General features: G+C 62.0%; 22 protein-coding genes. 16 read left to right on the forward strand and 6 right to left on the reverse strand.

Annotated features, from left to right (window positions below; all coding sequences use genetic code 11):
- Positions 1-10 precede the first annotated feature (10 nt).
- The 5 genes from thrB (at position 11) to U9970_RS06310 (ending at position 6,461) form a co-directional block, all read left to right on the forward strand.
- A complete protein-coding gene (thrB, locus tag U9970_RS06290; protein WP_322765801.1) occupies positions 11-976 on the forward strand; it encodes a homoserine kinase in 966 nt (321 codons plus the stop codon).
- A 104-nt stretch (positions 977-1,080) separates the two neighbouring features.
- Positions 1,081-2,670, forward strand: coding sequence for an NAD(P)H-quinone oxidoreductase subunit 4 (locus U9970_RS06295; protein WP_322765802.1), 1,590 nt, complete (start codon positions 1,081-1,083; stop codon positions 2,668-2,670).
- A gap of 52 nt (positions 2,671-2,722) precedes the next feature.
- On the forward strand, positions 2,723-4,807 hold the full coding sequence (locus tag U9970_RS06300) for a M3 family metallopeptidase (RefSeq protein WP_322765803.1): 2,085 nt from the start codon (positions 2,723-2,725) through the stop codon (positions 4,805-4,807).
- Positions 4,807-5,907 (forward strand): phosphotransferase enzyme family protein, encoded by a 1,101-nt coding sequence (locus U9970_RS06305; RefSeq protein ID WP_322765804.1) that lies wholly within the window; start codon positions 4,807-4,809, stop codon positions 5,905-5,907. Before U9970_RS06300 ends, U9970_RS06305 begins: the two co-directional genes overlap by 1 nt.
- Positions 5,904-6,461 carry a DOMON-like domain-containing protein gene (locus U9970_RS06310; RefSeq protein ID WP_322765805.1) on the forward strand — a complete coding sequence of 186 codons (558 nt, stop codon included), beginning with the start codon at positions 5,904-5,906 and terminating at the stop codon, positions 6,459-6,461. Before U9970_RS06305 ends, U9970_RS06310 begins: the two co-directional genes overlap by 4 nt.
- Here the strand turns inward: U9970_RS06310 and folB are convergent.
- Genes folB through U9970_RS06330 form a run of 4 tightly spaced genes read right to left on the reverse strand, consistent with a single transcriptional unit; the run spans position 6,458 to position 13,249 of the window.
- Positions 6,458-6,817: a dihydroneopterin aldolase gene (gene folB / locus U9970_RS06315; RefSeq protein ID WP_322765806.1), complete on the reverse strand. Its 360-nt coding sequence runs from the start codon at positions 6,815-6,817 to the stop codon at positions 6,458-6,460. The genes U9970_RS06310 and folB overlap by 4 nt on opposite strands.
- Before the next feature lie 10 nt (positions 6,818-6,827).
- Positions 6,828-8,129 (reverse strand): glutamate-5-semialdehyde dehydrogenase, encoded by a 1,302-nt coding sequence (locus tag U9970_RS06320; RefSeq protein ID WP_322765807.1) that lies wholly within the window; start codon positions 8,127-8,129, stop codon positions 6,828-6,830.
- A 7-nt stretch (positions 8,130-8,136) separates the two neighbouring features.
- Positions 8,137-9,033, reverse strand: coding sequence for an ROK family protein (locus tag U9970_RS06325; RefSeq protein WP_322765808.1), 897 nt, complete (start codon positions 9,031-9,033; stop codon positions 8,137-8,139).
- Positions 9,034-9,061: 28 nt separating this feature from the next.
- Positions 9,062-13,249, reverse strand: a complete 4,188-nt coding sequence (locus U9970_RS06330; RefSeq protein ID WP_322765809.1) for a translocation/assembly module TamB domain-containing protein — start codon at positions 13,247-13,249, stop codon at positions 9,062-9,064.
- Positions 13,250-13,407: 158 nt separating this feature from the next.
- Here U9970_RS06330 and U9970_RS06335 point away from each other — a divergent pair, with 158 nt between their 5' ends.
- The 9 genes from U9970_RS06335 to U9970_RS06375 all read left to right on the forward strand — a co-directional run bounded on the left by U9970_RS06335 (position 13,408) and on the right by U9970_RS06375 (position 22,076).
- Complete coding sequence (locus U9970_RS06335) at positions 13,408-13,875, forward strand: DUF2518 family protein (RefSeq protein ID WP_322765810.1); 468 nt, start codon at positions 13,408-13,410, stop codon at positions 13,873-13,875.
- Between the two features lie 2 nt (positions 13,876-13,877).
- Entirely contained in the window at positions 13,878-14,261 is a 384-nt protein-coding gene (locus U9970_RS06340; RefSeq protein ID WP_322765811.1) for a DUF4332 domain-containing protein, read from the forward strand.
- A gap of 184 nt (positions 14,262-14,445) precedes the next feature.
- Positions 14,446-14,643: a hypothetical protein gene (locus tag U9970_RS06345; protein WP_322765812.1), complete on the forward strand. Its 198-nt coding sequence runs from the start codon at positions 14,446-14,448 to the stop codon at positions 14,641-14,643.
- Positions 14,644-16,269, forward strand: a complete 1,626-nt coding sequence (locus U9970_RS06350) for a CocE/NonD family hydrolase (protein ID WP_322765813.1) — start codon at positions 14,644-14,646, stop codon at positions 16,267-16,269. It abuts the gene before it with no gap.
- 20 nt (positions 16,270-16,289) lie between these two features.
- Positions 16,290-17,096, forward strand: a complete 807-nt coding sequence (locus U9970_RS06355) for a DUF3887 domain-containing protein (protein ID WP_322765814.1) — start codon at positions 16,290-16,292, stop codon at positions 17,094-17,096.
- A 42-nt stretch (positions 17,097-17,138) separates the two neighbouring features.
- A complete protein-coding gene (gene glgB / locus U9970_RS06360) occupies positions 17,139-19,463 on the forward strand; it encodes a 1,4-alpha-glucan branching protein GlgB (RefSeq protein ID WP_322765815.1) in 2,325 nt (774 codons plus the stop codon).
- A 26-nt stretch (positions 19,464-19,489) separates the two neighbouring features.
- A complete protein-coding gene (gene hemE, locus U9970_RS06365) occupies positions 19,490-20,548 on the forward strand; it encodes a uroporphyrinogen decarboxylase (RefSeq protein ID WP_322765816.1) in 1,059 nt (352 codons plus the stop codon).
- On the forward strand, positions 20,545-21,555 hold the full coding sequence (locus U9970_RS06370; RefSeq protein ID WP_322765817.1) for an NAD-dependent epimerase/dehydratase family protein: 1,011 nt from the start codon (positions 20,545-20,547) through the stop codon (positions 21,553-21,555). The genes hemE and U9970_RS06370 overlap by 4 nt, the downstream gene beginning before the upstream one ends.
- A gap of 179 nt (positions 21,556-21,734) precedes the next feature.
- Entirely contained in the window at positions 21,735-22,076 is a 342-nt protein-coding gene (locus tag U9970_RS06375) for a c-type cytochrome (protein ID WP_106501929.1), read from the forward strand.
- 118 nt (positions 22,077-22,194) lie between these two features.
- On the opposite strand, the gene U9970_RS06380 is transcribed toward U9970_RS06375, so the two are convergent.
- Positions 22,195-22,401 (reverse strand): hypothetical protein, encoded by a 207-nt coding sequence (locus tag U9970_RS06380; protein WP_322765818.1) that lies wholly within the window; start codon positions 22,399-22,401, stop codon positions 22,195-22,197.
- A 58-nt stretch (positions 22,402-22,459) separates the two neighbouring features.
- Here U9970_RS06380 and U9970_RS06385 point away from each other — a divergent pair, with 58 nt between their 5' ends.
- Positions 22,460-22,777 (forward strand): hypothetical protein, encoded by a 318-nt coding sequence (locus tag U9970_RS06385; protein WP_322765819.1) that lies wholly within the window; start codon positions 22,460-22,462, stop codon positions 22,775-22,777.
- 113 nt (positions 22,778-22,890) lie between these two features.
- On the forward strand, positions 22,891-25,521 hold the full coding sequence (clpB, locus tag U9970_RS06390; protein WP_322765820.1) for an ATP-dependent chaperone ClpB: 2,631 nt from the start codon (positions 22,891-22,893) through the stop codon (positions 25,519-25,521).
- Here clpB and U9970_RS06395 read toward each other — a convergent pair.
- Positions 25,504-25,983 carry an HIT family protein gene (locus U9970_RS06395; protein WP_322765821.1) on the reverse strand — a complete coding sequence of 160 codons (480 nt, stop codon included), beginning with the start codon at positions 25,981-25,983 and terminating at the stop codon, positions 25,504-25,506. The two genes, clpB and U9970_RS06395, sit on opposite strands and share 18 nt — an antisense overlap.
- Between the last annotated feature and the right edge of the window lie 14 nt (positions 25,984-25,997).

Here is a 25,997-nt window from a genome sequence, read left to right on the forward strand (position 1 = left end):
AAGTTGTCCCATGGTGCGCCCCCGGGTCGGACAAGGGGTTGAGGTTCACGTTCCAGCTACCACCGCCAACGTCGGTCCTGGCTTTGACTGTCTGGGGGCTGCCCTGGATCTCGACAACGTCTTCCAAATGCGCTGCATCGAGGGCGGCAGCGAGCGTTTTGATCTGATTATTGAAGGCAGCGAAGGAGCCCACCTGCGCGGAGGGCCCGACAACCTGGTGTATCGCTCGGCACAACGGGTGTGGAAAGAAGCCGGCGAGGAGCCGGTGGCCCTTGAGGCAAGAGTGCGGCTAGCGGTGCCGCCGGCCCGGGGCCTTGGGAGCAGCGCCACGGCGATCGTGGCGGGCCTGATCGGCGCCAATGCGCTGGTGGGCGAGCCCCTCAGCCGCGAGAAGCTGCTGGAGCTGGCAATCGATATTGAAGGCCATCCCGACAACGTGGTGCCCTCCCTGGTGGGGGGATTGTGCATGACAGCCAAGGCGGCCTCGCACCGCTGGCGGGTGGTGCGCTGTGAGTGGTCACCTCTCGTTCAGGCAGTGGTCGCAATCCCCGCCATCCGGCTCACCACAAGCGAAGCAAGGCGGGCCCTGCCGAAATCAATTCCAGTGGGGGATGCGGTGATCAACCTGGGCTCCCTCACCTTGCTGCTGCAGGGGCTGCGCACCGGCAATGGCGACTTGATCACCGATGGCATGCACGACCGTCTGCATGAGCCCTACCGCTGGGGCCTGATCCATGGCGGCAAGGCCGTGAGGGAGGCGGCCCTGGCAGCGGGAGCCTGGGGCTGCGTCATCAGTGGCGCCGGCCCAAGCCTGCTTGCCCTTTGCCCCAAACCAGCGGCCGAAGCCGTCAGCAGAGCGATGGTGCGGGCCTGGCACCAAGCCGGGGTGGAGTCCCGCTCCGAAGTTCTGGCAATTCAGCAGCTGGGCAGCCGCTGGGAGAACCTGCCAGACCAGAAGCCCGCTGCCAGTGAGTAGATCTACTCAGTCGAACAACCGGGACTGATAGGTTGGTTGCCGATTTGAACAGCGCCTGACCTCGGCCCTGTTCAGCGAATCACCAGATCTGCAAGCGGGCCGTGATGGACGTCAACATGCCCCTGCTAGCTGCGTCCAGCCTGGGCGCTCCAGCAGCGGAATCAGCCTTTCCCTGGCTGAGCCTGATCGTGCTGCTGCCAGCAGCAGTCGCCCTGGTAATGCCGCTGCTGCCAGGCGATGGCAGCGACCCCAAGTGGCCCCGCACCCTGGCCCTCGCCACCTTGGCGATTGACTTGGCATTAATGGTGTTGTGCTTTAGCAGGCACTTCGATGGATCCAGCAGTGATTTGCAACTGGTGGAAAGGGTTAGTTGGGTGCCAGCCATGGGCCTGGAGTGGTCCCTGGCGGCAGATGGCCTTTCCACACCGCTGGTGCTGCTCTCAGGCCTGGTAACCCTGCTTTCGGTGGCGGCCAGCTGGAACATCAAGAGCAAAACCCGCCTTTATTTCGCCCTGATGCTGGTTCAGGCCTCAGCCCAGGGCCTGGTTTTTCTCTCCCAAGACTTTCTGCTTTTCTTCCTTGCCTGGGAGCTTGAGCTGGTTCCGGTATACCTATTAATTGCAATCTGGGGTGGCAAGCAACGTCAATACGCGGCCACTAAATTTATTTTATATACCGCTACAGCCTCTCTGCTGATCTTGCTCAGCGGTCTGGCTCTTGCCTTCTCGGGTGACAGCTTCAGCTTCAACCTCTCAGAGTTGGCAAGCCGCTCCCCCGGTGGCACCTTCGGCCTGCTCTGTTACCTGGGCTTCCTGGTGGGCTTCGGGGTGAAATTGCCAATGTTCCCCCTCCACACCTGGTTACCCGACGCCCACGGCGAAGCCAATGCGCCCGTATCTATGTTGCTGGCAGGGGTGCTGCTGAAGATGGGTGGCTACGCCCTGCTGCGCTTCAACGTGCAGATGCTTCCTGAGGTGCATCTGAGGCTGGCACCAGCATTAATTGTGCTCGGCATCGTCAACATCGTCTACGGCGCCCTGAATGCCTTTGCCCAGGACAACGTCAAACGGCGCATTGCCTGTAGCTCCGTGAGCCACATGGGCTTTGTGCTGCTCGGTATTGGTGCTGTAGATGCCCTCGGCATCAGCGGCGCCATGCTGCAGATGATCAGTCATGGCCTGATCGCAGCTGCCATGTTCTTTGTTACCGGGGTGTTTTATGAGCGCACCGAAACCCTTTCAATCCCCAACATGGGCGGCCTGGCCAAAGCCCTGCCGATCACCTTCGCCTTTTTCCTTGCCAGCTCTCTTGCTTCCCTAGCCCTGCCCGGCATGAGTGGTTTTGTAAGCGAGATCACAGTGTTTCTAGGCATCACCGCAAATGACGGCTTCACCATCGGCTTCCGGGTGATCGCCATCGTGCTGGCAGCGATCGGATTAGTGCTTACTCCTGTTTATCTGCTCAGCCTCTGCCGCCGGGTGTTCTTCGGTCCGAGAATTCCTGCCCTAGCCGTGGTGGGCGACATGCGTCCGCGGGAGCTGTTTATTGGTCTCACCCTGCTTATACCAACGCTGGCGATTGGCTTTTGGCCGCGATTGGCAATCGATGTCTATGAGGCCTCAACCAACGCACTAGCCCAGCAGTTGAGTGCAACTGCCCTGGTTGCCATGGGCCGGGTCACCGCCCTGGGCTGAATCACAAAAGCTTGTTTGATCGGCTGGAATAGGTGCACCAAATCCCACTTCCATGACCCTGAGCGCACCCCTGCCCTTGCTGGTTGGTCAGGGGCTTCCACCCTTCGATGCGATCACGCCGGAGCAGGTAGGGCAGGCGATCCCTGCCTTACTCAGCGAGCTAAACGAATCGCTCTCCGCCCTGGAAGCCAGCCTGGAGCTGCGCTTAGGCCAATCCGAGTCGCCCCGCTGGGAGGAGGTTATGGAGCCTCTGCACAAACTTGGAGAGCGGTTGCGCTGGAGCTGGGGGGTGGTGAGCCATCTCAATGGCGTCTGCAACACACCAGCCCTGCGGGAGGCCCACCAACAGCAGCAGGGGGCCGTGGTGCAATTCGGCAACCGCGCTGGGCAATCGCGGCCGATCTATCGGGCTCTCGAGGCACTGAAGGCCAATCCCAGCCAGCTCGATGCCACCCAGAGCCGCATCTTGGCGACGGAGCTACGGGACATGAAATTGCGGGGCGTGGGCCTGGAGGGGCAGGAGCAGCAAGCCTTCAACGCCGCCTGTGAGCGGCTCGCCGAGCTCGCCACCACCTTCGGCAACCACGTGCTCGATGCCACCAACGGCTGGAGCCTCACTCTCAACAGCGAAGACGAACTGGCCGGCTTACCAGCCAGCCTGCGGCAGCTGCTGGCCCAAGCTGCCACAGATGCCGGTGAAAGCGGCTGGCGCCTGGGGCTAGACATGCCCAGGGTGGTGCCCTTTCTAAAATTCAGTGAGCGCAGGAACCTGCGCGAAAAGGTCTACCGCGCCCAGGTGGGCAGGGCAGCCAGCGGCGAACTAGATAACAATCCCCTGATTGCCCAAATCCTGGAGCTGAAGTTGAAACAAGCCCAGCTGCTGGGCTATGCCAACTGGGCCGAGGTAAGCCTGGCCTCGAAAATGGCAGGCTCGGTGCATGAGGTGGAAGGCCTACTTGAAGACCTGCGCGCTGCAGCCTTTCCAGTGGCCCAGCAGGAGCTCGCCGCCCTTGCTGCCTGCGCCAGCCGCCACGGGGCACCAGAGGCAGCTGAGCTGAAGCCCTGGGACGTGAGCTATTGGGCAGAGGTGCTGCGGCAAGAGAGTTTCGAGCTCAACAGCGAGGCGCTTAGACCCTGGTTTTCCCTGGAGCAGGTACTGCAGGGGCTGTTTGTACTTTGCCAGCGCCTATTCGATATACGAATAGTGGCAGCCGATGGGGAGGCGCCGATCTGGCATAGCGACGTGCGCTACTTCCGAGTGCTCGAAGCCTCTAACGGGGAGCCCCTTGCCGGCTTTTACCTTGATCCATTTAGCCGCCCTGGCAGCAAGCGCGGTGGAGCCTGGATGGATGAATGCCTCGGCCGCTCCCGCAGCGCCAGCGGCGAGCCTGTGTTGCCGGTGGCCTACTTGATCTGCAACCAGAGCCCACCGGTTGGCGACACCCCCAGCCTGATGACCTTCGACGAGGTCGAAACCCTCTTCCACGAATTTGGTCATGGCCTGCAGCACATGCTCACCACGGTGGAACGGCCCCAGGCCGCAGGTATCAACAACGTGGAGTGGGACGCGGTAGAGCTGCCCAGCCAATTCATGGAGAACTGGTGCTACGACCGGGCCACCTTGATGGGCATGGCACGCCACTGGCAGAGCGGCGAACCGCTACCGGAGGCCGAATACCAAAAGTTGCTGGCAGCCCGCACCTTCATGGCTGGCGGCGCCACCCTGCGCCAGGTGCACTTCGCCCTCACCGATCTCCGCCTGCACAGCCAGTGGACCCCTGACAGCGGTGAGAGTCCGGATCAACTGCGCCGCCAGATCGCAGCCACCACAACGGTGCTGGAGCCCATTGCCGAGGATGCCTTCCTCTGCGCTTTCAGCCATATTTTTGCCGGCGGCTATGCGGCCGGCTACTACTCCTACAAGTGGGCCGAGGTGCTCAGCGCCGATGCCTTCAGTGCCTTCGAGGAGGTGGGCCTGGAGCAGGAGGAGGAGATCGTGGCCACCGGCCGCCGTTTCCGCGACACCGTGCTCAGCCTCGGCGGCAGCCGCTCCCCAGCTGAGGTGTTTGAAGCCTTCCGGGGGCGCCAGCCAAGCAGCGAGGCGCTTATCCGCCATTCCGGGCTGGTGGCCGCCTGATGGCCACTCCTCCACCGGAGCTGGTGGCGGTCGCCGAGGCCTTCGACCTGCCCGGGCTAATCACGGCGATCGCGCCCCTCGGTAACGGCAACGTCAACGACACCTATTTATTGGAGGTGCACTCGGGGGGCGCAACTGCAGGCCACTACGTGTTGCAAAGGCTCAATACTCGGGTGTTTCCCCAGCCGGAGCTGGTGATGCAAAACCTGGAGGCGCTAAGCGCCCACGCTGAGCAGCATCCCCTGATCGGACAACGATGGGAAGTGCCGCGGCTAATCGCCAACCGTCATACCGGCCGACCCTGGCTATGGGCAGAGGGTCAATTTTGGCGACTACAGAGTTTCATCGAAGGGGCCGTGACTGTTGAGGCGATCACGAACCAAGAGCAGGCCCAGCAGGTGGGTCGAGGCCTGGGGCTATTCCACTTCCTGATCAGCGACCTGCCCCCAGAGCGACTTGCCGATACCCTGCCTGGCTTCCACGTCACACCCACCTACCTGGCGGCCTACGACCAAACCTTGCTTTGCAACCCAATAGGTCAGGACGATCGGGAGCAATGGTGTGTGGCATTCGTGGAGCAACGCCGCGAACTGGCCCCGATCCTTGAGGACGCCAAGGCAGCGGGCCTTCTGCAGTTGCGGCCTATCCACGGCGACCCCAAGATCAACAATGTGATGCTCTGCGACCACACGGGCACAGCAGTGAGCCTGGTGGATCTAGACACCGTCAAGCCAGGCCTGGTGCACTACGACATCGGCGATTGCTTGCGTTCAGCCTGCAATCCAGCTGGGGAAGAAGCCTGTGAAATTGATAGCGTCAAATTTGATCTCAATCTCTGCGAGAACCTCTTAAAGGGCTACCTGGACGCGGCAAGAACATTCCTAAGCGAAACAGACCTAGATCACATCTACGTGTCGGTAAGACTGCTCAGCTTCGAGCTAGGCCTGCGCTTTTTAAGCGACCATCTAGCTGGCAATCTCTACTTTCGTACGACCCATCCCAACCACAACCTCCAAAGGGCTCTTGTGCAATTTCGTCTCACCGAAAGCATTGAGGCCCAGGAAGAACAAATCCGGCAGATTGTGGCAAAACTGCGATGAGCAGCACCAGCTTCAAATTGATTCCCCATGCAGCCGGGATGCAGCGGGTTGCTGCCACCTACTCACTCCATGGCCAAATCAGTGTGCTTAAGGCCACCCTGCAGATCACATACCAACTTGAGGGCAAACTGGCCGAGTTGAAGATTCCCAATTGCAGCAGCCAACCGCTGCGTCAAGATCTGCTTTGGCAAGCCACCTGCCTGGAATTCTTTCTGGCAGCTGCAGGCAACAGCGACTATTGGGAGTACAACCTTTCGCCCGCGGGAGATTGGAATGTTTACCACCTAGATACCTACCGGAGGGGGCTGGCTGAGGAACCTGCCTACAAGCAGCTGCCCTTCGACGTAATACGCGACGACAAACAATTGAACTTGAGCCTTACTTGCGCTCTGCCACCAGCGCTAATTACGCCAACAGCTGCTGCACGGCTCGAAGTTGGGGTCTCCGCCGTGCTCCAAAGCTCCAGCGGGGAGCTGACCTACTGGGCCGTGGCCCATCCCGGCAGCGAACCTGACTTCCACCACAGAGAGGGCTTCTGTCTCAAATTGGCCTAGTGATGCCGGCTGCGCCGCACTGCCACAACCCCGTCGAAGCCCGGTACCGGAGCGTGGCATTTGCGCAGTTCAAGGCGGATCGGCACCGGGCCATAGAGCTCCTCGATCCGATCAAGAATCCTTTCGCTGTAGTGCTCCAGGGTTTGGCAGATCAGGCTGCGGGCCTGATGTTGCAGGGCGGTGATCAACTGGCTGTAGTCGAGGGTGTCGGCTAGGGCATCACTGCGGCCAGCAGCACTGAGATCCACGCCCAATTCCAGATCCAGCTCAAACCACTGGCCTTCCCTGCGCTCGAAATCGAGCACCCCCACATGGGCCCAAAGCCGCAGGCCGCGCACCTGAATCGCATCACTCATGGCTGGAAGCTCAAAGGGGCAAGGGGCGATGGCTGAAATGGCGCACACCGCTGGCGTAATCGGCGGCGATATGGCCCTCACCGCGCAGCCGGTAGCGATAGGTCACCAAACCCTCCAGACCCACCGGCCCCCGGGGGGGCATGGTTTGGGTGGAGATGCCCACCTCGGCGCCAAAGCCGTAGCGGAAACCATCGGCAAAGCGGGTGGAGCAGTTGAGATACACGCCGGCGCTGTTTACCGCGGCCAGGAAGCGGTCGGCGCTGGCGGCATCCCGGGTGCAGATGGCATCGGTGTGACGCGAGCCGTAGCGGCCGATGTGGTCGAGGGCTGCCTCGAGGTCGGGAACGACCTTCACACTCAAAATCAGATCTGAATATTCAGTGCTCCAGTCGTCGTCTGTTGCTGCATGGCTCACACCCAGAGCCATGGCAGCGGTGTCGCCGCGCAATTCAACCCCGGCTGCCCCGAAGGCCAGCACGGCCCTAGGCAGAAAATCAGCAGCTATCGCCGCGTCAATCAGCAGGGTCTCGATCGCGTTGCAGGCCGCCGGGTATTGGTTTTTGGAATCCAGCGCCACCTTCAGAGCCAGCTCAAGGTCGGCAGCCCGATCCACGAACAGGTGGCAGATGCCGTCGGCATGACCAAGCACTGGAATCCGGGTGTTGTCCTGGATGAAGCGCACCAGGGCATTGGAGCCCCTGGGAATGATCAGGTCCACCAGGCCATCGAGCTTCAGCAGCCCCAAGCTTTCCTCCCGGCTGGTGAGCAGCTCGAGGGCGTCGGGGTGCACCGCACTGGCGGCCAGGCCACGGCGCAGCGCTGCATGGATGGCCTCACAGCTGCGGCTGGCTTCGCGGCCACCCTTGAGCAGGGCGCCGTTGCCGGAGCGAATTGCCAAGGAGGCGATCTGCATCACCGCATCTGGCCGCGCCTCAAAGATCACGCCCAGCACCCCCAGGGGCACCGTCAGCCGCTCCAGCACCAGCCCCGCATCTAGCTCGGTGTGGAGCTGACGGCGGCCAACTGGATCGGCAAGCTCCGCCACCTGGCGCACACCCGCGATCGCCCCCGCCAATTTGGGACCATCGAGCTTGAGCCGGGCCACCAGCGCCGGCGCCAACTCCTCGGCGGCAGCGGCCTCAAGATCGGCCTGGTTGGCGGCCAAAATGGCCTCACTGCTCTGCTCTAGGGCTTCTGCCATGGCCAGCACGGCCTGACGGCGCTGGCCATCGTCGAGTTGGCCCAGGGTCATGGCGCAGCGGCGCACCTGGGCAGCCCGGGCTAGCAGGTCTAGGGAGGGATCAGCAATCATCAAGCCATCATCCCAAGCTGGGTGCCAAACGTTGCAGCGCCAGGCGGGCCGCCCCCAACCGACCGGCTCCGTTGCCGAGGCTGCAGCGACGAATCGTCAGGCCCTCCCGGCTGGCCGCCTGCACCCGCTGCTCCACCTCTTGCCACACCGCTGGCAGGAAGTGATCGCTGGCGCCGCTGAGGCCACCACCAATCAGCACTAGCTCCGGAGTAAGCACATAGAGCAAAGAGCTCAAACCTTGCCCCAGCAGCTGGCCGTAGGCCCGCCACACCGCCAGGGCTTCGCCATCGCCGCCAGCGGCCCGGCGGCAGAGTTCGGCCGGATCCACGCTGGAGAGGCGATCGAAGCCGCGTCGACTGCAGAAGGATTCCAGGGAGCCGTTGTTACCGCTGTTGCAGGGCGGACCAGCGGGATCGAGGCCGATCAAACCGGGCTCGGCGGCCGCCCCCCGATGACCTGTAAACAACTGGCCATCAAGCAACACCGCACCGCCCACGCCCGTGCCCAAGGTGAGCAGCAACACATCGCCAACTCCGCGGGCGGCCCCGAGCCAGTGCTCACCGATCAGGGCGCAATTGGCGTCATTGGCCAGGGTCACGGGTCGCTCCAACAGCGGTTCGAGCCAATTGGCCAGGGGCACATCCAGCCAACCCGGCAGATTTATGGCAATGCGCGCCACCCGGCCGGCCTGGTCGCTCGGACCGGGGTGGCCCACCCCAACCCGATCGGCCAGGCGCTCGGGATCAAGTTGCTGCACCGCCGCCACGATCGCCGTTGTCACGGCACCTGGCATCGCTGGCTGGGGCGTGGGCACCTGCAGCTCGGCTAACAGGTCGCCGGCTTCGCTAAAGCGCCCCAACTTGATGGCACTACCCCCTAGATCCACCCCGATCAACTGGTTCATTTAAATCGCTGCATCAGCACAGGCATGCTCAGAAGCGGAAAAACAGCTGCAATTGGGTCTGCCAGGAACCTTGAGAGTCGATGGCCCCCTGCAGGTTGAGAAGTTCTGAGGCCTTGAGATTCAGATTTAATTGGGGGGGCACGTCGGAGCGGTTGGGAGCAGCCAACACAGATGCATTGAACCGTTCCGTGAAATCCAGGCCTATCTCAGCTCCCAGCACCAGCTGGGGCGGCACCCGACCTGAACGGCGTTCGGCGCCACTGGCCACAGCTTGGTTCACATAGGTGGGATAGAGGGCAAAGCTGAGCCGCTGGCCGAAGGCATCGCCGAGGGTGCCGAGTAGGGGCGAGAGCAGGGTTTGGCCTATGGCGGTAGCCAGAACGGTGCCACCTGCCGATACCGCCAGGCCGGCAAGGGTATTGCCGCCAATCAGGGCCAGGAGACGATCTTGCGAAAGCGGCGGCGAACTGCGCAGCACCAGGTTGTCTGCAAGCCGGTCCGCGGGTCCGCTCACACTAATAAACACCCGCACCAAGTTGAGCTGGTCGAGGGAGTTGGTGGCGCCAATCGCCTGAAAGTCTTGCAACGACAGGCTGCCGGCTGTCCCAACACCACTGGTGGTCGGCAGGTTGTCGGAGACCCTGGTACGCAGCGAGATGTCAAGAAAAGGAATCAATCCCATGGAGGGTGTGAACACCGCAACGTTTGGAGAGTCGGGGTCGAGTCCAAACGTGGTGGTGAACAGGTTGAGTCGCCCGTTCAGCAACCGCACCACGCCCTGCAAGCGCAGGCTCGGATCCAGCCGCCCATTGAGACGCAGCACCCCACTGGTACCAAAATTTGCCAGGTTGGGAATACCCACATTCAGGTTTGGGCCCAGCTTCAGCTTCAGGTCATCGAAACCCACAAAGCTGGCGTTGGTTACGGCGGCACGCAGGGACTCACTGGCGTTGCTCTCCACATCCGGACCGAGCAGTACCAAGGGCTGGTCGTAATTCCAGCGGGATTCGAGCAATTCAGCGGCGCTGACTACTGGAGCCGCCAGATTGGCTTCACTGGCCAATCTGGCGGGCTGAACGTTGATGCTGCCCCGGGAAATAGCCAGTTCCCCGCCAATATCAAGGGCAGCAAGGCTGCCTCCGATTTGGAGGGCCCCATCAGCCACGGCCTTGATACGGGGCATGGCGAAGGCCACCTTTTCGAGCTCCACCTTCAGGGTGGCGTCTTTGCCATCGGCGGTGGCCTCAGGGCGAAACAGCCCCAGGCTTCCTTGACCGCGCAGCACTCCCTTATCTCCCACCTTGGCGTTGAACTCCTGAAGCAGGAGCTGCTCAAAGTCGAACAGCACGGTTGCATCGACGTCACGAACCTTTTGGCCGATGAACTGCAACTGAGCCCCCCGGAAACGCAAAAATCCGTTAGCGATCGGCTCGCTGACGCTGCCGCGCACCAGCAGTTGCAGGTCGCCGCTGCCCTGATTCCACTGCAGGGCAGGCTGGGCAAGCCCCGCCAGGAAACGCAAGCCGTCGTCGCGGCTGGCCAGGCGCAGTTCAAGACCCTGCTTACCTGAATCCAAGGGCACAACCCCCGCCAATTCGACGCTGCTTGAAGCCCCTGCCGCCCGCAAAGAAAGATCAAGGAGCAGCCTGGCCTGCTCCAGCTGAATGGTGCCCCGCTCCAGCACCAAAGCCGTTTCCCTTAGGTAGCCATCAACCAGGCTGATGTTGAGGGCAAGCTCAGGCTGGGGAGTTCCGAGGCGGTAGCGCCCCTGCAGAGATAGGCGGCCCCGCAATCCGGCGGGCACAGGGGTAAGCAGCGCCAACAGCTCAAGGGGCAGGTCGGCCAGGCTGAAATTGCCAGCCCCCCGCCGCAGGGGCCCGGTGAACTTCACCAGCACCGGCACAGAGGTAAGGGGCTGGTCCTGGTTTGCCTCAGGCAACCAAAGGTGGGCGCGGGCCTGGAGGTCGGCGCGGGCTTCCAGCAGGGTGGCTCCATCAAGGCGCAGGTCTGCGTCGATGTGACCTGCCAGCCGCTGCAGTCGCTCTTGAGGAGTGCTTTGCCGGTCACGCTCCAGCCGGGCAACCCTCAGCCGAGCTTTAGCGAGCTCCAGGGCCCGCAGCTGGTCCTGCACGCTGCCGCCAAAGGTATCGATAAGCAGGGTGCCGATGTCGCTGGCCCGGCCCAGGATCGGAACCCCCTCGCCGCGCCACAGGGGCCAGGCCCGCACCAACTGCTGCAAAAACAGCGGCGGCAATCTGTCACCCTGCAGGCGGGCTCGGAAGGCGCCATGCCAGACGCCACTCCAATCGATGGCAAGTTTGCCCCCAGCAAGAGGAGAAATAGCTCCTTGGGCTGAGTAGCGACGCTTGGCATAGCGGAAATTCGCCTGGGCCGATTTCCCCCAAACGCCCAAAAACACTGGCCGATCAAGCTGGGCGTTGCCGCTGAAGGCCAGGGGTTGGAGTTCCAGCAGGCCCTCACCGCTCAACAGGGCCTGCAGGGGCTGCCGGCGGGACTTGGGCCCTAGGGCTAGCTGCAATCCATCGAGGGGCATCTGGATCGCCTGCCAGCGATAGCCCCGAGGGCGGCCGTTGAGTTCCAGCGTCCCGCCGGCCCGTTCAAGGCGCACCTGAAGCGGTACCCAACTGGAATCGAGGCGGGCAGTAAGCACCCCCACCGGCGCTGGGGCGAGGGCTTCCATGCGTAGGCGCCCACCACCAACCGGATCACCCAACCAGTTGCCCTGCCAGTTTTCTCGCAAGCTCAGGGGGCCGGCACCGGGCTGGTCGATCCGGAGATCCAGGTCTGGGGTCAAGGCATTGAGAGGGCCCCGCACCCGGCCGGAGGCTTGCAAGATTCCCCGCATTTGGGCGCCCAAAAGCAGGTCGAGTCGCTCCAGGGGGTAGCGCTGCAGCTCCAAGCTGAGATCGAGCTGGCCTGGCACCAGCCCCTCACCCGCCCGTAGGCCCAGGGGCAACACGCCACGGGCCGAGAGGTGGGCACTGCTAAACCGCTGCAGCACTAGGCGCTTGTCGCGCCAAGCCAAAACCGCATCCCAGGGACCCAGCAAGGGGTTGCTGGGCTGACCAAAGCGGGCCTGGAGCTGGGGCAGGTCCCACGGCCCCCTAGCCGAAACTGAACCGCCTACCTGTTGGTTCAACACCCACTCAGGAGTTCCAGCCTGAAGGGGAAGGTCGCTTGGCCGGAGCTGCCATTGCCCCGTCAGCTCAAAAGTCCTGGCCAAGCTCCCCTTGAGCCTTAGCCAGGAACTGCCGCGGGCCAGCTCAAACTGGCGTACCTGAAGCTGGTTGCGCTGCCATAGCCCCTCAAGCTGCAGCGTGCCCTGCAGGCCCTTGCTCCCCGGTGCGCCCCAGCGCCAAGCAGAGCGATCCAATTCGAGCGCCTGGCCGCTGCAGCGCAGTTGGCTGAATGGCAACTCCAATCGGGCAACGCCAGTAGCTGGCCGCCAGCGCAATTGGCGCAGCTGGGCTCCCCCTTTACAAAAGGGCTGGCGATCCCTCCAAGCCAAGGCGAAGGTGCCATCTGCCCTGCCAGCAAGCAGACCAGGCACGCCTAAAAGGCGCTGCAGCGGGGCAAGCTGCAAGGCCTTTGCCCGTAAGGTTCCACCCCATCGCTGACTCTGCCAATTACCCTGGAGCTCCATGGCCAGCTCGCCAGCGGCCGCCTCTGAGCCCAGCCAAGCCGCCAGCTCCAGCTCGCTCCGATGGGGCCGAACTGCACCGCGGCCCGTGAGGCGGAGGCTGGCACCGGAAGGCAGCAGGGTGAGCATGGCGGGATCAACCAGGCGCAACCTGAGATCCAGCCGCGGCGGCTTTGTGCCTAGGTCAAGCCGCCCTGGCACCCAATACTGACCTTGAGAATTGCGGCGCAGCTCAGCTCGCACTCCGGCCAAGCCCACATGCAGCACTGGCAAACGCTGGCGCAGGCTCGCCAGCGGGTCCAGGCTCACCGAAACCGAACGCACCAAGACTGTGGAGCCATCCAGCCGCCCAGGGGCGATGCCACTGGGCCCAATGCGCAGACCACCCCAGCCCAGACCCTGATACTCGCCAAGCTCAACGGGATGGCCGGAAAGCTGGCTGAGCGGCTGCTCAAGCCGAGGTCTCCAATGCTGGTAAAGCTTTCTCAGGGCCTGATCACCACCCCAAGCAAGCAAAAACAGGGTGCCGCAGCTGCCAGTCAATGCGGCCAGCAAGCGGACGCCACCGGAGCCGCGAGGCCAGGGTGGGGGAGCAAGTGATGACGAAGCGGGGACGGGCCCAGGGTTCTGTTCCGGCAACTCCGCCATTCCGGTGGGCTGCCACCCCTTGCGACCGGCGCAATATAAAGGCACTAACCAAAACTTCCAGCCCTATGGCCGCTGATCCAATCCTGCTGACAGCGGGCAAATGGCTGGGGGCCGCCAGTGGGGTCCTGGCTTTGACGACGATTGCCGGTTATCTGAGCCGCTGGGGGATTCGCTTTCGCCTGGTTGGTGTCACCAGCTTCACGGCTCTGCTTGCCGTTTCCTGCCTGACCTTCGCGGTGAGCTACAGCCCTCGGGTGCAGCTAGCTGGAGCAGTGAGCGTGCCGGTGGTGTTCGACAACGGCATCGACCTGGTGGTGGCAACAGCTCCAGACGGCCTGGCGGACGGGGCCGCGGCAGCCACCGTTCAACAAGTAGCCCTAAACCTCAGGGGTGGCGGGCGCAGCAGCGCCGACAACCTGGTGCATGTGCGACTGCGCCGGGTCGAGACGGTCGCCCCAGGGCTGAGCAAGCCGGTGGTGCTAGCGGAAGCCACTCGCAGCCTGACGGATGGTGACGTTCAGCTACAGCCCTAACCATGTGGCAATTGCCAATTCACTTTCAGCGTGAACAAAGCCAATTGGAGCTGGCCGGCATCGATGACTGGCCCCAACTGGCCGGTCTTCAAGACCAGGATCTGCGCCGACTCGGCCGCAGCGGCGGCGCCAGCGAGGCCCGGCTGATCAAGCTTCGGGGCCAGGCCCGGCTAGTGGTGGAGGTGGGACTCGAGCCTGCAGAAGCCGCCCTGCTGCTCTACGCCGGCATCGCTAGCAGGGCTGGCTTGGCGGCTAGTGACCCGCATCAACTTTTGGTCCAAATGGGCCGGCTGCAGCGAAGCCTCACAGGCATGGCTTCCCCCCTGCTCGATCTGGCCACCTTGAGCGAATGGATCCGGCGGGCCAAACGCCGCCCCACAAACTGATCTAGAGCAGGCTCCAGCCGCTGCGCCGTGTGGCTCAAATGGAATAGCTATGGGGCTGCATGAATTGTCTGATCTCCACTCCCCCAAAATTCATTCGGCAGTTGGAAGGGCCCTATCCAGTCTTCTGTCCTTACTGCTAATCAACATTGCAGCGGTTGGGTCGCCTGCCCTGGCCCAATCCCAATTGCTTGAGTCCGTAAAGCAAAACCCTGCCAGGGCGAAGGCTCTTTGCAGACAGTTTCAGGGCTTCAACGCCCAGGGGCTCTCAGCTACATCCCGCTCGGCCGTAGGCCAAATCGCCCGCCAAGAAAACCTCAGCGCCATGGATTCAGAGGTTCTTATCACCTACGTGATCGGCCTGTATTGCCCCGACGTGCGCTGAGTGAGCAGCCCGGCGCCAGAGCTGCTGCGGGTTCAGTGGCGCGACGAGGCCATGGAATGCCGCGATGGCATCAAGTTAATCAGCCGCGTTTGGCAACCAGCCGGCCAGGGACCATGGCCGGTGCTGCTGATGCGCCAGCCCTACGGCCGGGCAATCGCCTCAACTGTTACCTATGCCCATCCCAGCTGGTACGCAGCCCACGGCTTTCTGGTGGTTGTTCAGGATGTGCGCGGTCAAGGTGCCTCCCAGGGGAAGTTCCAAGGATTCGAGCAGGAGTTATCCGATGGTGCAGACACCATTCGCTGGGTTCGCAAACTTGCTGGCAGTAACGGGCGAGTCGGTTGCTATGGGTTTTCTTACCAAGGCCTGACCCAATTACTTAGCGACGACCCTGCGGCTATTCCTGACTGCCTCGCTCCAGCAATGACAGGCTTGGACGAGCGCAGCGACTGGGCTTGCGAGGGAGGAGCCCACTGGTGGGCCCTAGGCCTCGGCTGGGGACTGCAATTGGCGGCCATGCGCTGCCAAAAACTTGGGGACGATGCCGGCTGGCAAGCAATTCGCCGCAGCCTCGACTCAAGAGACTTTCTTGCTGAAGGCTTGGACCTTCTCAAGCGCCATGACCCCCAAGGCATGGCCTGTCGCTGGCTGCAGCTCCCGGCAAGCGAGGCCCCCAGGTGGGTTTGCCACCAACCAGACCCAGCTCTTTGGCAGCGCCCCATGCTGCTGATTGGTGGCTGGTACGACCCCCATCTGCGCGGCATCTTGAACCTCTTTTCACTTGCTAAAGCTGCAGGGGGCTCGCCGCTGTTGCGCATTGGCGCCTATACCCACCTCGACTGGAACGGCGGTCTTGATCGGTTGCAACTGGCCTTTTTTCAGCACCATCTGCAGGATCAAGCCGCTGCAGAAGAGCTAAGCGTTGCCGTTCTTTTAGAAAAAGACCCCCATGCATACGGCAAGCAGTCAAGCCGCCATTGGCGAGCCCCAAATTCAGCCGGCAGCCCCCTGAGCTGGGGGCTGGGCAGTAGCGGCCTGGCCACAATCGACGCGGAAGAGGGCGAGTTGCTGCTCGATCAATTTGGCAGCGGCGAGGTTGCCCTGGTGCACGATCCCTGGCGACCAGTTCCAGGCCGGGGCGGCCACCTTGGCCTCGATCCAGGCCCATGTGAGCGCGGCGATCTGGACTGCCGTGGTGATGTGATCTGCTTCACGAGTTCACCACTTAGCGCAACCCTGGAGCTGGAGGGACGGCCGGTATTAACTGTTGCTGTGCGGGCGGACCAACCCAGCTTTGACCTTTGTGCAACGCTATCGGTACTGGATATCCAGGGAAGGGTGCTCCAACTGAGCACGGGCGTGGCCCGAACCCAGCAGCCAGCCGGTGAAAAATCGCTGCTGCAAGTTCAATTGCAACCCCTGCTAGCTGAACTCGGCCCCGGCGAACGGTTGCGACTCTCCTTAGCGGGAGCGGCCTGGCCGCAGATTGCCGTCAACCCCGGCGATGGCCGCGAGCCCCTTGGCCCTGCCGGCCCGCTCCATCGAGTCATCACGCTTGAGATCGAACTCGCTGATTCCCAATTGCAGCTGCTGCCCCTCTTGGACAGCAAATTTGGGCCACACTGAGCCAAATGTTTGTTTTTGCGATGTCGCTGCGCCACCTGCGCCCTGCTCAACAGCCCCAAACCCTCAGTCGCATGGCTCTGGCCATGCTTTCCCTGGCTACTGGGCTGAGCATCACCGTGGCTTCCCTGCCAGGAGTTCCAGGTGGTGCGGCTTTGGCCCAGAGCCAGAGCGGTGGCGTGGATCGTCCAGCCCTCAGCGTCGAAGCCGCCCGCGCTGCCGCCAATCGCATTTTGGCAGCAGTAAAAAGCCGCGATCCCAACCTGCGCTACAGCCAATTCTCAGAGGAACTCAAGGCGGTTAGCAGCCCTTCGATGGTGGCGGAGACAATGCGTACCCAACCCCAACTACTGAGCTGGAAGCTGCTCAGCGTCCAGCGCGGCCTGCGCAGCACCACCGTGGAGGTCAGTCTCAACACGAGCGCTGGCAAGAGAGAGGTGTTCCTAGTGCTCAATGGTGCCGGACAGATCAGCGGTTACCACATCGATCTGGCCGATCAGGCCCCCAGCCTGGTGGCCATAAAATTTGTCACGGCCCTCAGCACTGGCCACTTCATCTCTGCCCGCGGCTTTCTCAGCCTGGAATTGCAGGGGGAGATTGACGTCGCCAGTCTGCAGGCTCGCTGGCAGCAGCTGCAGCGCCAGACCGGAGATTTTGTGCGCATCAACAAGGCCGTTGAAGCGGGCAGCAGCGCTGACCAGCACCTGGTTTTGGTTTACACCGAATTCAACCGACTGAGCGACTCCCTGTTTGTGATCCTTAATGCCAACAACGACATAATCGGTATCGACTTTCCCAGCGATCCAATCGTCCCCAAGCAGGTGCGCTGAGCCCTAGGCCGCCTAAGCTCGCCATCCGATCGCTGCTGGTACATGTCCTTGCTCACCCTTAACTGGATGGCGGAGGATTGCCAGCGGCTGGCTGAATGCCGGCACGACCACCCGTTTGCGGTGCTGGGGCCCCAGCCTCTCGAATCGGGCGGTTGGGTGCTGCGCGTCTGGATGCCTGAGGCAGAGCGCGTTGAGCTGCTGATCGATGGCCAATCGCTGCCGATGGCCACCCCGAATCATCCTTGGATTTTCGAGGCCCCTTGGGGCAGTGATCCTGGTTCTTCCTATCAGGTGCGGGTCAACCGAGGCGGCATCGAACACGTGCAGCCCGATCCCTGGTCGTTTCGCCATGAGTGGATGGGCGAACTGGATCGCCTGTTATTTGCAGAGGGCAACCACCACCACATTTGGCGCCGCATGGGTGCCCACGTAGTCGAGCACAACGGCGTCAAAGGCGTTCAGTTTTGCCTCTGGGCCCCTAATGCCCGCAGCGTGGCGGTGCTGGGCAATTTCAACGGCTGGGATGGCCGCCACCATCCGATGCAGGCAAGGGTGGGCGGATCCTGGGAGCTATTCATTCCTGGGATTGAGCCAGGTGAGATCTACAAATACGAGGTGCGGGCTCAAAACGGGCACTGCTACCAGAAAGCCGACCCCTATGGCTTCCGCCACGAGATTCGTCCAAACAACGGCTCAATAGTTGAGTCCCTTGCAGGCCACCATTGGCAAGACTCGGGCTGGATGCAGGAGCGGGACAGCCGCAACCCCCTCGACCAGCCGGTTTCTGTGTATGAAATGCATCTGGGCAGCTGGATGCACGGCGCTGCCGACCAGCCCTACATCGAACCTGACGGCACACCGAGAGCGCCGGTGCCTGCAGCCGACCTCAAGCCCGGTGCTCGCCTGCTCACCTATCCAGAGCTAGCTGATCGGGTCATCCCCTATGTGAAGGCCCGCGGCTTCACTCACATCGAGCTGATGCCCATCTCGGAGCATCCCTTTGATGGTTCTTGGGGCTACCAAGTCACGGGCTGGTACGCCCCAACCAGTCGCTTTGGCACACCGGATGAATTCCGCTCCTTTGTAGACCGTTGCCACGCCGAAGGCATCGGCGTGATCCTCGACTGGGTGCCAGGCCACTTCCCCAAAGATGCCCACGGCCTGGCCTTCTTTGATGGCGCCCATCTTTATGAGCATGCCGATCCGCGCATCGGCGAGCACAAGGAGTGGGGCACCCTCATCTTCAACTACAGCCGCAACGAAGTACGCAACTTCCTTGTAGCCAACCTGGTTTATTGGTTTGAAGAGTTCCACATCGATGGCATCCGCGTAGATGCGGTGGCCTCCATGCTTTATCGCGACTACCTGCGTCCAGATGGTGAATGGTTGCCGAATGAGAATGGCGGCCGGGAAAACACCGAGGCCGTTACTTTCCTGCAACAGGCCAACCACGTGCTGTTCGAGCACTTCCCCGGAGCACTCTCTATTGCCGAGGAATCCACCACCTGGCCCATGGTTACCCAGCCCACCAATATCGGTGGCCTCGGGTTCAACCTCAAATGGAACATGGGCTGGATGCACGACATGCTCGATTACTTCGAGCTTGATCCCTGGTTCCGCCAGTTCCACCAGAATAACGTCACCTTCTCAATCTGGTATGCCTTCACCGAGAATTTCATGCTGGCTTTGAGCCACGATGAAGTGGTACATGGCAAGAGCAACCTCTTGCACAAAATGCCAGGTGACGACTGGCAAAAATTCGCCAATGTGCGGGCACTGCTGGCATACATGTGGACCCATCCCGGCAAGAAGACCATCTTCATGGGGATGGAATTTGGCCAGCGGTCTGAGTGGAACGTATGGGGCGATTTGCAGTGGGATCTGTTACAGCACGACTCTCACCAGGGATTGCAGCGCCTCGTCGACGATCTCAACGTCTTCTACAAATCTGAGCGAGCTCTCTGGGGAGACGACTTCAGCGAATTTGGCTTCCAGTGGATCGATTGCAACGACAATCGCCACTCGATCATCAGCTTCATGCGTCGTGAAAGTGCTACGGGCAAGTGGCTTGTGGTGGTGGCCAACTTCACCCCCCAGAGCCATTCCCACTATCGAGTGGGTGTACCGCTGGAAGGCTTCTATGAGGAAGCCTTCAACACCGATGCCGAGCGCTACGGCGGCAGCAACCTGGGCAACCTGGGTGGCAAATTCACCGACCAGTGGGGTATTCACGGCTATGAACAATCCCTTGATCTCTGCCTGCCACCCCTTTCGGTGCTCGTCTTCCGTCGGGATGAAATCCGCAGCCAGCAGCTGGATGAAGACACCTGTGACGAAGCCGCCAATTCCGGGGCCCTGCTCGGGTAAGTTCTCGCTTCGCTCTGCTTGCACCCATGACCGAAACCGCCCCCCTGCTGCTGCGCGCCGCCCGAGGTGAGCAGGTGGAGCGGCCCCCTGTCTGGATGATGCGCCAGGCCGGCCGCTACATGAAGGTGTATCGCGACCTTCGCGACCGCCATCCCGGCTTCCGGGAGCGCTCGGAAAACCCCGATCTCTCATACGAGATCTCGATGCAGCCCTTCCACGCCTTCAAGCCCGACGGCGTGATCCTCTTTTCAGACATCCTCACGCCCCTGCCGGGTATGGGGATCAACTTCGACATCATTGAAAGCCAGGGGCCCCTGATCCAGGAGCCAATCCGCAATCTTGCCCAAGTAGAGGCTTTGCGAGCCTTGGAGCCGGCCGAGAGCATGCCTTTTGTGGGTGAGGTGCTCACCCGCTTGCGTCAATCGGTTGGCAATGAAGCTGCCGTACTCGGCTTTGTGGGTGCTCCCTGGACCCTGGCCGCCTACGTGGTGGAAGGCAAAAGCAGCAAGAACTATGCCGTTATCAAGGCGATGGCCTTCCAGGAGCCGGAGCTGCTGCACAAGCTGCTAGACCACTTCGCCGAATCAATTGCCACCTACCTGCGCTACCAGATCGATTCCGGCGCCCAGGTGGTGCAGATGTTCGATTCCTGGGCCGGCCAGCTCAGCCCCATGGATTACGACAGCTTCGCGGCGCCTTATCAGAAGAAGGTGGTGGATCTGGTTAAGCAAACCCATCCCGATACCCCCTTCATCCTCTACATCTCCGGCAGCGCCGGGGTGCTTGAGCGCATGGCAGGCACAGGGGTAGACATCATTTCGCTCGACTGGACCGTGGACATGGCCGAGGGCCTGGCCCGCCTGCCCGAGCACATCGGCGTGCAGGGCAACGTGGATCCCGGATTGCTGTTCGGTACCCCGGCAGCCATCCAGGCCCGCATCGACGACACCGTGCGCAAAGCCCGCGGCCGTAAGCACATTCTCAACCTGGGCCACGGCATCCTGCCGGGCACTCCAGAAGAAAACGGCCGCGCCTTCTTTGAAGCAGGCAAGAGTGTGATGGAGCGCATCGGAGCGGCTGGTTGAGCAGCCCCGCTGGTGGATCCCGGCCCCAGCGGATCCTGATCACAGGGGCCAGCGGCTGCGTTGGTCAATACATCACCGAGCAGCTTTATCGCCACAGCGATGCGGAGTTGCTGCTGCTGCTGCGTGATCCAGCCAAGCTCAAGGTTGTTTCAGCGGATGATCCCCGGATCACGCTGCTGGTTGGTGACCTGCGGGAGCTAACGCCCCATGCCGGTGCAATCGCCACTGCTACCCGCATCATCCACACGGCCACCGCCTGGGGCGATCCCTTAAGAGCCCAGCAGGTGAACGTGGACGCGGTGAAGCAGCTGCTGGCTTTCACCAGCCCTGTATGGCTGGAGCAGGTGATCTACTTCTCCACTGCCTCAATTCTGGATCGCCACTTGCAGCTGCTGCCCGAGGCAGCGGAATTTGGCACTGAATACATCCAAACCAAGGCTCTCTGCCTGCAACAACTGGAGGCCCACCCCCTCGCCGCCAAAATTGTTGCCGTATTTCCCACCCTGGTTTTTGGCGGGCAGGTGGGTCCGGGCGACTGCCATCCCACCAGTTATCTCACCGCTGGGATTAGGGAGGCAACCCGCTGGTTGTGGCTTGCTAAGTGGCTGCGTGCCGAGGCCAGCTTCCACTTCATCCACGCCGCCGACATAGCCCTGGTGTGCGCCCACTTGGCCACCCAGCCCCATCAGCCCAATCAGGAGCCAAACCAGGGAGCCCTGCGGCGCCTGGTGCTCGGCCAAGCGCCGATCAGCGTCAATGCCACCGTGGCCCAGCTCTGCCGTTGGCGCCGCAGCTGGCAGCCAGCCTTTGGCATCGATCTGCAGGGCTGGCTGATTGAAGCCCTGATCAAGCTGCTACGCATCGAGGTCAACGCCTGGGATCGCTTCTCAATTCGCCAGCGCCACTTCGTGCACGAACCGGTGAGCCCACCAGAACGCTTTGGCTTGGTGAGCTACGCCCCCACTCTCCAAGCTGTGTTCGAAACCGCTGGCCTGCCGCACAGGTGACTACTACAGGAATGGTTGGGGCAGCAGGGATGACCGCTGAAATCAACGTCCTGGGACCTGGCTGATCCCTCTAGCGACCCAACTTTGTGGCAATTGTTTCGAACCTGGTTGGCAGAGGTCACATCAGCCCGGTTCACGCCTTAATTTTGGCGGGTTGCCCATGCTTTTAAGCGCCCCCCATGCGCCGTCTCTTCTCTCTGATCGCTCTCTGCCTGGCGCTCGTGCTGGGTGCTGCTCCGAGTTTCGCTGCCGATGTGGCCCATGGCGGCCAGATCTTCTCCGCCAACTGCGCCGCTTGCCACATGGGTGGCGGCAACGTTGTTAACGCCGAGCGCACCCTTAAGCAGGATGCACTAACGGCCTACCTGGCTAACTACAGCGAAGGCCACGAAGCTGCCATTGCTTACCAGGTGACTAATGGCAAGAACGCCATGCCTGCCTTCGGTGGCAAGCTAAGCGAAGGTGACATCGCCGATGTCGCCGCCTACGTCGAAGACATGTCTTCTAAAGGCTGGGCTTGATCTAAGCCTGCTCTCCCGGACTGATGTCCAATTAGTCCTTAAGCAAACCCCGGCTAAGGCCGGGGTTTTTTGTTGGCCACGGAAGCCAAGCGAACATCCCGGAACTTCAGAGCTGATCTCAGCTCTGGCTTCGGCGCACAGCCAGCACGGCCAGATAGAGCTCCTCCGGAACCTCGCGGATGTCGTATTCGCTGGGAAGCACACCGTGCACATAGCGATGCACGGCCAGCCAGCAGTTGCGCTCCGGATCCCGACCAGTGCCATCAAACTCCCGCGACTCAGCAGCCAGTTGCTCAATCAACGGGTCGTTCCAGGTGTCTTTCACGGCAGCGATCCCCTATCTGGGGGGCCAGAGTGGGAGCAGTCTGAACTAGTGCACTGGCATGGCAGCCCATACCCCCTCGCCAGCGACGCTACTGCTGCTGGGACTCGCCCTCGCCGGGGTTGGGCTGCTGGGAAGCCTCCAAGGCCAGGCTCTGGCTCAGGGCTTGCCTAAGCCCTCCTGTCCCCTGGCGGTGCCGCCTAGCCAGAAATTGTTCCAGCCCCGGCGCATCCAACCCAATCAGGTGCAGGCCAAGAACGCAATGGGCTGCCTCTCCCCCGCCGACGCGGTTTACGGAGCGGATGGCTGTCCACTGCGCATGTGCGGCGCCGAGGCCGGCGTGATCCAGCTGCCTGATTACAACGGCACGCCGCGTTGACGGTTTCCCACTAGCTCTAGGGAGGACCGAATCAATCCGTTCGGTTCTCCTCGCTGCTGGATTGAGACAACGGACATACGGTTGATCGAGCAGCTCAAAGGAGGCAAGTGGCCATGCATCCCACCGCCGAACTTTTCACCGAGAAAGCCTGGGCCTCCGTGGTGGCGGCCCAGCAACTGGCGCAGCAGCGGCGTCAGCAGCAGATGGAAAGCGAGCATCTGCTCGCCGCCCTACTAAGCCAGCAGGGCTTGGCCGGCCGCATTCTGGAAAAGGCCGGCGTAGATGTGGGCACCCTCAGTCAGAAGGTTGAGGCCTGGATCCTCGCTCAGCCAAGCCTTAGTGCGCCCCCCGATAACGTCTATCTCGGCAAGGGGCTCAATACCGTTCTTGACCAGGCCCAGGAGCTCAAACAGTCCTACGGCGACAGCTACATCGCTATTGAGCACCTGCTTCTGGCCCTAGCGATCGACGACCGCTGCGGCAAGCAATTGCTATCTCAAGCTGGCACAAACACCAACAAACTCAAAGAAGCTGTACAGGCCATCCGCGGATCCCAAAACGTGACCGATCAGAACCCAGAAGGCACCTATGAATCCCTGGAGAAATACGGCAGGGATCTCACGGCCGCTGCGCGCGAAGGCAAGCTCGATCCGGTGATAGGCCGCGATGAAGAAATCCGCCGCACGATCCAGATCCTCAGCCGCCGCACCAAGAACAACCCGGTGCTGATCGGCGAGCCCGGTGTGGGCAAAACCGCGATCGTCGAGGGCCTGGCCCAGCGCATCGTCAATGGCGATGTGCCCCAGGCGCTGCAGAACCGCCAGCTCGTGTCGCTGGATATGGGGGCCCTGATCGCAGGTGCCAAATACCGCGGTGAGTTTGAGGAGCGGCTCAAGGCCGTGCTCAAGGAGGTCACAGCCTCCGAGGGCCAGATTGTGCTGTTCATCGACGAGATCCACACGGTGGTGGGGGCAGGCGCCAGCGGCGGTGCCATGGATGCAAGCAACCTGCTCAAGCCGATGCTGGCCAGAGGTGAACTGCGCTGCATCGGCGCCACCACCCTCGATGAGCACCGCCAGCACATCGAGAAGGATCCGGCCCTGGAGCGGCGCTTCCAGCAGGTGTTCGTGGATCAACCCACGGTGGAAGACACCATTTCAATCCTGCGGGGCCTGAAAGAGCGCTACGAGGTGCACCACGGCGTACGCATCGCCGACAACGCCCTGGTGGCAGCTGCCGTGCTCTCCAGCCGATACATCGCCGATCGCTTCTTACCAGACAAGGCAATCGATCTGATGGACGAATCGGCCGCCCGCCTAAAGATGGAGATCACCTCCAAGCCGGAGCAGATCGACGAGCTCGATCGCCGCATCCTGCAGCTGGAGATGGAAAAGTTGTCTCTGGGGCGCGAATCCGACCCTGCCAGCAAGGATCGGCTTGAGCGACTGGAGAAGGAGCTGGCCGATCTAAGCGAACAGCAGAGCACCCTCAATGCCCAATGGCAGGCAGAAAAGAGCTCCATCGATGAGCTGGGCGCCATCAAAGAGGAGATCGAGCAGGTGCAGCTGCAGGTGGAGCAGGCCAAGCGCAACTACGACCTCAACAAGGCCGCTGAGCTCGAATACGGCACCCTGGCCGAGCTGCATAAGAAACTTGCAGCCAAAGAAGAGGCACTTAATGCCAGCGGCAGCGATAAGACCATGCTGCGCGAAGAGGTCACCGAAGACGACATCGCCGAGGTGATCGCCAAATGGACCGGCATCCCCGTGGCCAAGTTGGTCCAAAGCGAGATGGCGAAGCTGCTGCACCTGGAGGAGGAGCTGCACACCCGTGTGATCGGTCAGGCCCAGGCGGTCACAGCAGTAGCCGATGCAATTCAGCGATCAAGAGCAGGTCTGAGCGATCCCAACCGGCCAATCGCAAGCTTCCTGTTCCTTGGCCCCACGGGTGTGGGAAAAACGGAGCTCTCCAAGGCCCTGGCGGCCCAGCTGTTCGATTCCGAGGAGTCAATGGTGCGCATCGACATGAGCGAATACATGGAGAAGCACGCCGTGAGCCGCCTGATTGGAGCCCCTCCGGGCTACGTGGGCTACGAGGAGGGCGGCCAGCTCACCGAAGCCGTGCGGCGCCGGCCTTACGCCGTGATCCTGTTCGACGAGGTGGAGAAGGCCCACCCCGACGTGTTCAACGTGATGCTGCAGATCCTCGATGATGGCCGCGTCACCGATGGCCAGGGGCGCACGGTGGACTTCACCAACACGGTGCTGATCCTCACCAGCAACATCGGCAGCGCCTCGATCCTTGATCTGGCAGGAGATCCGGCCCGGCACGGCGAGATGGAAGCCCGGGTGAATGAGGCCCTGCGCAGCCACTTCCGCCCCGAGTTCCTCAACCGCCTGGATGAATCGATCATCTTCCACAGCCTCAGGCAAGAGGAATTGCGCGAGATCGTGGAGCTGCAGGTGCAGCGGCTGGCCAGGCGGCTGGAGGACAAAAAACTGGGGCTGCAGCTCAACGCCGATGCCCTCGACTGGCTTGCCGGTGTGGGCTACGACCCGGTGTATGGCGCCCGTCCACTCAAGCGCGCCATCCAGCGCGAGCTGGAAACCCCGATCGCCAAGGGCATCCTGGGAGGCCAGTTCACCGGGGGCCACACGATCACGGTCGATGTTGCAACCGAAGGCGAGGCGCGCAAGTTGCGCTTCCAGCAAAGTGAGCCAGCCAAGTTACCCGTGCTGGTGTAGTTCATCCAAAAGCTGGTGCGAGAAACTGTGGCGGGCCCGGGTCACCAGGTCCGTCACCTGCTCAGGCGCTGCGGGTAGCAACTCTCCAGCTGCCACCGCCCGGTAGTGATCTGCCACCAACCAGGCGCTGGTGCGGGGATCGCCAGCAAAGCGGGGAATTAAGTGGAGGTGCAAATGGGGCGCACCTTCGCCAAAAGCAATCGCATAAACCCTGTCGCAGCCGGTTTGTTCCTTGAGCAGGGCGCTGGCATAGCGAACTGCAAGCCCCCAGGCGGCTGCCTCCTTGTCGTTGAAATCAGCCGGGCCCGCTACATGGCGAAGACTATCTAGGAGCAACCAACCAACCAGGGGCGCGGGGTCGGGATGGTGGCGCAGCAGCCATAGCGAACCTCGGCCTATTTCGTAGGCGTCACGCGCTGCGGGGTCGTCATGAAGGCTGCAGATGGGACAGGGCCTGGTCATGGATCGCTGGAAAA

The organism is Cyanobium usitatum str. Tous (genome assembly GCF_963920485.1).
In the GTDB taxonomy this organism is placed as follows: Bacteria; Cyanobacteriota; Cyanobacteriia; order PCC-6307; family Cyanobiaceae; genus Cyanobium_A; species Cyanobium_A usitatum_A.

Excerpts from the sequence above, each read along its gene's own strand:
- thrB (WP_322765801.1), top strand. The coding sequence starts at position 11 with ATGGTGCGCCCCCGGGTCGGACAAGGGGTTGAGGTTCACGTTCCAGCT.
- U9970_RS06295 (WP_322765802.1), top strand. The coding sequence starts at position 1,081 with ATGGACGTCAACATGCCCCTGCTAGCTGCGTCCAGCCTGGGCGCTCCA.
- U9970_RS06300 (WP_322765803.1), top strand. The coding sequence starts at position 2,723 with ATGACCCTGAGCGCACCCCTGCCCTTGCTGGTTGGTCAGGGGCTTCCA.
- U9970_RS06305 (WP_322765804.1), top strand. The coding sequence starts at position 4,807 with ATGGCCACTCCTCCACCGGAGCTGGTGGCGGTCGCCGAGGCCTTCGAC.
- U9970_RS06310 (WP_322765805.1), top strand. The coding sequence starts at position 5,904 with ATGAGCAGCACCAGCTTCAAATTGATTCCCCATGCAGCCGGGATGCAG.
- folB (WP_322765806.1), bottom strand. The coding sequence starts at position 6,817 with ATGAGTGATGCGATTCAGGTGCGCGGCCTGCGGCTTTGGGCCCATGTG.
- U9970_RS06320 (WP_322765807.1), bottom strand. The coding sequence starts at position 8,129 with ATGATTGCTGATCCCTCCCTAGACCTGCTAGCCCGGGCTGCCCAGGTG.
- U9970_RS06325 (WP_322765808.1), bottom strand. The coding sequence starts at position 9,033 with ATGAACCAGTTGATCGGGGTGGATCTAGGGGGTAGTGCCATCAAGTTG.
- U9970_RS06335 (WP_322765810.1), top strand. The coding sequence starts at position 13,408 with ATGGCCGCTGATCCAATCCTGCTGACAGCGGGCAAATGGCTGGGGGCC.
- U9970_RS06340 (WP_322765811.1), top strand. The coding sequence starts at position 13,878 with ATGTGGCAATTGCCAATTCACTTTCAGCGTGAACAAAGCCAATTGGAG.
- U9970_RS06355 (WP_322765814.1), top strand. The coding sequence starts at position 16,290 with ATGTCGCTGCGCCACCTGCGCCCTGCTCAACAGCCCCAAACCCTCAGT.
- glgB (WP_322765815.1), top strand. The coding sequence starts at position 17,139 with ATGTCCTTGCTCACCCTTAACTGGATGGCGGAGGATTGCCAGCGGCTG.
- hemE (WP_322765816.1), top strand. The coding sequence starts at position 19,490 with ATGACCGAAACCGCCCCCCTGCTGCTGCGCGCCGCCCGAGGTGAGCAG.
- U9970_RS06375 (WP_106501929.1), top strand. The coding sequence starts at position 21,735 with ATGCGCCGTCTCTTCTCTCTGATCGCTCTCTGCCTGGCGCTCGTGCTG.
- U9970_RS06385 (WP_322765819.1), top strand. The coding sequence starts at position 22,460 with ATGGCAGCCCATACCCCCTCGCCAGCGACGCTACTGCTGCTGGGACTC.
- clpB (WP_322765820.1), top strand. The coding sequence starts at position 22,891 with ATGCATCCCACCGCCGAACTTTTCACCGAGAAAGCCTGGGCCTCCGTG.
- U9970_RS06395 (WP_322765821.1), bottom strand. The coding sequence starts at position 25,983 with ATGACCAGGCCCTGTCCCATCTGCAGCCTTCATGACGACCCCGCAGCG.